Here is a 5,382-nt window from a genome sequence, read left to right on the forward strand (position 1 = left end):
TCGCTCGGCCCTGTGAATGAAGTATGAATGGTGAGGCGGCGAATCGGGTCTCCCAGAGGGTCGCCCACTCCAGTACTGGCCGATACGCAGGCAGGCTTAACGTCCGTGTTCGGGATGGGTACGGGTGTGTCCCTGCCGCTCTGGCCGCCTTCATGCCGACCGACGGAATCGAACCGTCGTCACACCAGCGTCGGTGATACCGTATGATACGTGCGATCCAGTTAACGCCTGGACCCGACAATCGAATCGTATCGGGTCACAGTGCGAAATCAGATGAATGTGGCTTGGACTGTTAGTGCTCGCGGGCTGAACGTCTCGTTGCCTCGACGCGTACACCCCGAGTCTATCGAACTCGTCTTCTACGAGTGTCCTCGGTGGTACTTCTTTTCCAGGTGGGTTTCGAGCTTAGATGCGTTCAGCTCTTACCCCGTGGTGCGTGGCTGCCCGGCAACTGCCTTCTCAGACAACCGGTACACCAGTGGCACCCAAGCGGAGTTCCTCTCGTACTATACGCTTGTTCCCGTCAAGTACCGTAACACCCCCAATAGATAGCAGCCGACCTGTCTCACGACGGTCTAAACCCAGCTCACGACCTCCTTTAATAGGCGAACAACCTCACCCTTGCCCGCTTCTGCACGGGCAGGATGGAGGGAACCGACATCGAGGTAGCAAGCCACTCGGTCGATATGTGCTCTTGCGAGTGACGACTCTGTTATCCCTAAGGTAGCTTTTCTGTCATCCACGGGTCCCATTAATGAACCTCGTGGGTTCGCTAGACCACGCTTTCGCGTCAGCGATCCTCGTTGGGAAGATCACTGTCAGGCCTCCTTGTGCTCTTGCGCTCTCTTTCGGGTTCCCGACCCGAATGAGGAGACCATCGGGCGCGCTCGATATCTTTTCGAGCGCGTACCGCCCCAGTCAAACTGCCCGGCTACCGGTGTCCTCCGCCAGGAGTGAGAGTCGCAGTCACTACCGGGTAGTATTTCAATGATGGCTCGGTGGCCCGCTAGCGCGGGTACCTGTGTAACGCCTCCTACCTATGCTGCACAGTAGCGACCACGTCTCAGCGACAGCCTGCAGTAAAGCTCTATAGGGTCTTCGCTTCCCCTTGGGGGTCTCCAGACTCCGCACTGGAACGTACAGTTCACCGGGCCCAGCGTTGGGACAGTGGCGCTCTCGTTGATCCATTCATGCAAGCCGCTACTGAAGCGGCAAGGTACTACGCTACCTTAAGAGGGTCATAGTTACCCCCGCCGTTGACGGGTCCTTCGTCCTCTTGTACGAGGTGTTCAGATACCCGCACTGGGCAGGATTCAGTGACCGTACGAGTCCTTGCGGATTTGCGGTCACCTATGTTGTTACTAGACAGTCGGAGCGCCCGAGTCACTGCGACCTGCTCTTCCACAGAGCAGGCATCCCTTATTGCGAACGTACGGGACTAACTTGCCGAATTCCCTAACGCCGGTTGCTCCCGACGGGCCTTGCCTTTCGCCGGCAGAGCACCTGTGTCGGATCTCGGTACGATCACTACTCTCGTCTTTTCACGGGCTCTAGGTACGACCGACTTGCGCTATCTCAGAGTTTGGCCGCTTCCTGCCATTACGGCTTCCACGGCGGTATCTGATTGGACTGGGCGAAAGCCCAGTTCGGTTGTCCCCAAAGCGTCGACTTTCAATGAGTAGTGGTGCTGGAATATTAACCAGCTTCCCTGTTGTCTCAGTCGAGTTACGGTGAGACTTAGGATCGACTAACCCTCGGCTGATTGACAGTGCCGAGGAACCCTTGCTCGTAAGGCCGTCGGGGGTCACACCCGACTCTCGCTGCTACTATGACCAGGATTATCGTCACTGCTCGGTCCACACGAAATCTATTCCGTGCTTCCGTCCGAACAGAGTGCCAGCCTACGCGATTGTCCTTTCACGGACACGGGTAGGTCTCGGTGGTAGACTTGAGCCCCGATCATTTTGGGCGCCCCGAACCTCGGCCGGTAAGCTGTTACGCTTTTCTTGGAGGGTAGCTGCTTCTAAGCTCACCTCCCGGCTGTCTAGGGCTCGGGACCACCTTCGATCGCACTTAGTCTACACTTTGGGACCTTAACCTACCGCTGGGTTGTCTCCCTTACGGTGCACAGGCTTACCCCGCACACCGGACTCCCTTCGTCTGCGGCGTCCGCAAGTTTGGAGTTCGACAGGATGGCCGACTCCTCTCGGAGGCGGGTCATCCAATCGGTAGCTCTACCTCGCGGACTACCTCTGAAGAGGTCATGCTTCGACATGTTTCGGCTGGAACCAGCTGTTGCCGGGTTCGATGGGCCTTTCACCCCTACGCATAGGTCACGGGAGGGTATTGTAGGACACCACCCCTAACGGGCCTCCACGTGCCTTTCGGTACGCTTCACCCTGCCCACGCGTAGATCACCCGGTTTCGGGTCGCACCCGCTTGACTCCCCGCGCTTGAACACGGTGGCCCTGGTCGTAAGACTGCGGCCGTATCGGTTTCCCTGTGCCTTCCTCGATAGTCGAGTTAGGCTTGCCAAGCAAGTGCACTCCCTGGTTCGTTTTTCAAAACGCACGACGGAACATCGGCTTCCCACGAGTCCTACTAGCGGGTCGCCCCGCGCTCGTTTATCGTGGGACCTTGTATGCCCCGTCGCTCGATCGCCAACTGAGTTCAGGCTCTATTTCAGTTCCCTTCTCGGGATACTTTTCAGCGTTCGCTCACGCTACTTGTTCGCTATCGGTCTCGAGGAGTGTTTAGCCTTCCCGGTTGATGCCCGGGACGTTCACGAGGAATATCCAATCCCCGCTAGTCTGGAACTGACTCACGTCGTACTGCGTCCCGATACGGGGCTGTCACCCTGTATCGCGCTCCATTTCAGGAGACTTCTCGGGACGGGTCGAACGCTGATTGTCAGCCCGACACCACATGTCTCGTAAGAGATTCGGTTTGGGCTGGCCCGCGTTCACTCGCGGTTACTAACGGGATCGCTAATTTGCGTTCTCTTCCTGCTCCTACTGAGATGTTTCAATTCGGAGCGTTCCCCATTGCGCAAGGCAATTGCGAGGGGATTCCCATTCGGAAATCCTCAGTTCTTTCCTTCCATGCAGGTCCCTGAGGCTTATCGCAGCTTGGCACGTCCGTCTTCGGCTCTCGAGCCGAGCCATTCACCAGCTGGCACAGTAGCCAGATTGATGGATTGTCACACTAGTGACCCGGATTGACTGTCGGGTCCAGTGGACGCCTGGATCGCACGTACATACGGTTTCATAGCGTTCGTGTAGACGCACGAACGCTCAACCCTTCCCATCCGCGTTCGCACGGGATGGTGCATCGGTCTTGCGTACCTCAACCGAACGCCGTCATGCACTTAAGGGGTGCGGTTCGGCCTTCGGGAGGTGGCATGGACCCGCTGGGATTTGAACCCAGGGCGTCCTCCTTGCAAAGGAGGTGCTCTACCGCTGAGCTACGGGCCCGGTCCCTCTCTGGGACGCTGGGCGGTGTGTGAGCCTCGGTGATTCTTGAATGTCCGGTCGGTCGGGTGGTCGAACCAGTTACCTTGGACGTCAGTAGTATGGTGGGCCTCCCGTGTGGGAGGTCCCGGTCAATAGGAGGTGATCCAGCCGCAGATTCCCCTACGGCTACCTTGTTACGACTTAAGCCCCCTTGCGGAGCCCAGATTCGACACGGGTAACCGTGCCTCATCCGGACCCCACTCGGGTGCTTTGACGGGCGGTGTGTGCAAGGAGCAGGGACGTATTCACCGCGCGCTGCTGACACGCGATTACTACCGAATCCAGCTTCATGAGGGTGAGTTTCAACCCTCAATCCGAACTACGACCAAGTTTAGGAGATTACCGCCCTCTCTCGAGGTGGGAACCCATTGTCTTGGCCATTGTAGCCCGCGTGTAGCCCAGCACATTCGGGGCATACTGACCTACCGTTGCCCGTTCCTTCCTCCGTGTTAGCCACGGCAGTCCTCCTAATGTACCCACCCGGCCGAAGCCGGTGCTGGCAATTAGGAGTGCGGGTCTCGCTCGTTGCCTGACTTAACAGGACGCCTCACGGTACGAGCTGACGGCGGCCATGCACCTCCTCTCAACAGCTCTGGCAAGGTCATCAACCTGACCGTCATTGCTGTTGTCGATGCTGGTGAGATGTCCGGCGTTGAGTCCAATTAAACCGCAGGCTCCTCCGGTTGTAGTGCTCCCCCGCCAATTCCTTTAAGTTTCATCCTTGCGGACGTACTTCCCAGGCGGTCTGCTTAGCGGCTTCCCTACGGCACAGCACCCACTCGTAGTGGGAGCCACACCTAGCAGACATCGTTTACGGCCAGGACTACCCGGGTATCTAATCCGGTTCGAGACCCTGGCTTTCGTCCCTCACCGTCGGATCCGTCTTCCCAACATGCTTTCGCTATCGGTGGTCCGTCCAGGATTACGGGATTTCACTCCTACCCAAGACGTACCTGTTGGGTCTTCCGGTCCCGAGCCACACAGTTTCCACCGGACGCCCGCCAGTTGGGCTGGCGGATTTCCCGATGGACTTGTGTGGCCGGCTACGGACGCTTTAGGCCCAATAAAATCGGCCATCACTCGAGCTGCCGGTATTACCGCGGCGGCTGGCACCGGTCTTGCCCAGCTCTTATTCCACTACCACCTTACGGTAGTGAAAAGCGAGGACTGTATGCCCTCGCACTCGGGGTCCCCTTATCGCACTTGCGTGCAGTGTAAAGGTTTCGCGCCTGCTGCGCCCCGTAGGGCCCGGAATCTTGTCTCAGATTCCGTCTCCGGGTTCTTGCTCTCACAACCCGTACCGATTATCGGCACGGTGGGCCGTTACCCCACCGTCTACCTAATCGGCCGCAGCCACGTCCTACAGCGTCGGAACGTTTGAGCGTCTCAGTATTCCAACTTGAGACGTGTATGAACTATTAGCCTCAGTTTCCCGAGGTTATCGTTCTCTGTAGGGTAGTTTGGCCACGTGTTACGGAGCTATTTGCTACGAGTGTGAACTCGTACAACTAGCATGGCTAAATCGGACCCCGATAGCAATGGCCTCCGGCAGGATCAACCGGAATGGGCTCACTCCATGTGGAGTGAGGGGTGGCGGGAAACGTCGAATCGTTTCCGCGTCGTAAAGACCACTGAGGTCCAAGGTGGTGGTTCGAGGTCACCGGACCGACCGGATGACATCGAACCACCGAGGCTCACATCAGATTCCGTCTTACGGCGGACCGCAGGGGGGGAATCCTCATGTTTCGTCCGGACCTGAATCGAGTAGAGCGACCCATATAAGCTCGTTGATTGAGCCGTGGTGGGTCGCCGAATCGAGCGTGTGGTCCGGTGGGTGAGAGCGCCGTCCGCCCTCACCGCGCTTCGCATT

At 58.0% G+C, this 5,382-nt stretch carries 1 tRNA gene and 3 rRNA genes; all 4 read right to left on the minus strand.

From position 1 onward, the window contains the following. Nucleotides 1-30: 30 nt before the first annotated feature. Nucleotides 31-152 (minus strand): 5S ribosomal RNA (gene rrf / locus ACQUSQ_RS14830). A 122-nt stretch (nt 153-274) separates the two neighbouring features. Continuing rightward, nucleotides 275-3,192: ribosomal RNA gene (locus tag ACQUSQ_RS14835) — 23S ribosomal RNA — on the minus strand. A gap of 209 nt (nt 3,193-3,401) precedes the next feature. Further along, nucleotides 3,402-3,473 (minus strand) — tRNA-Ala (locus ACQUSQ_RS14840). A 133-nt stretch (nt 3,474-3,606) separates the two neighbouring features. Further along, a 16S ribosomal RNA gene (locus ACQUSQ_RS14845) occupies nt 3,607-5,077 on the minus strand. The 16S, 23S and 5S rRNA genes sit together here with 1 tRNA gene alongside, the layout of an rRNA operon. Nucleotides 5,078-5,382: the final 305 nt, after the last annotated feature.

It is taken from the genome of Haloplanus sp. C73, from assembly GCF_051195115.1.
In the GTDB taxonomy this organism is placed as follows: domain Archaea; phylum Halobacteriota; class Halobacteria; order Halobacteriales; family Haloferacaceae; genus Haloplanus.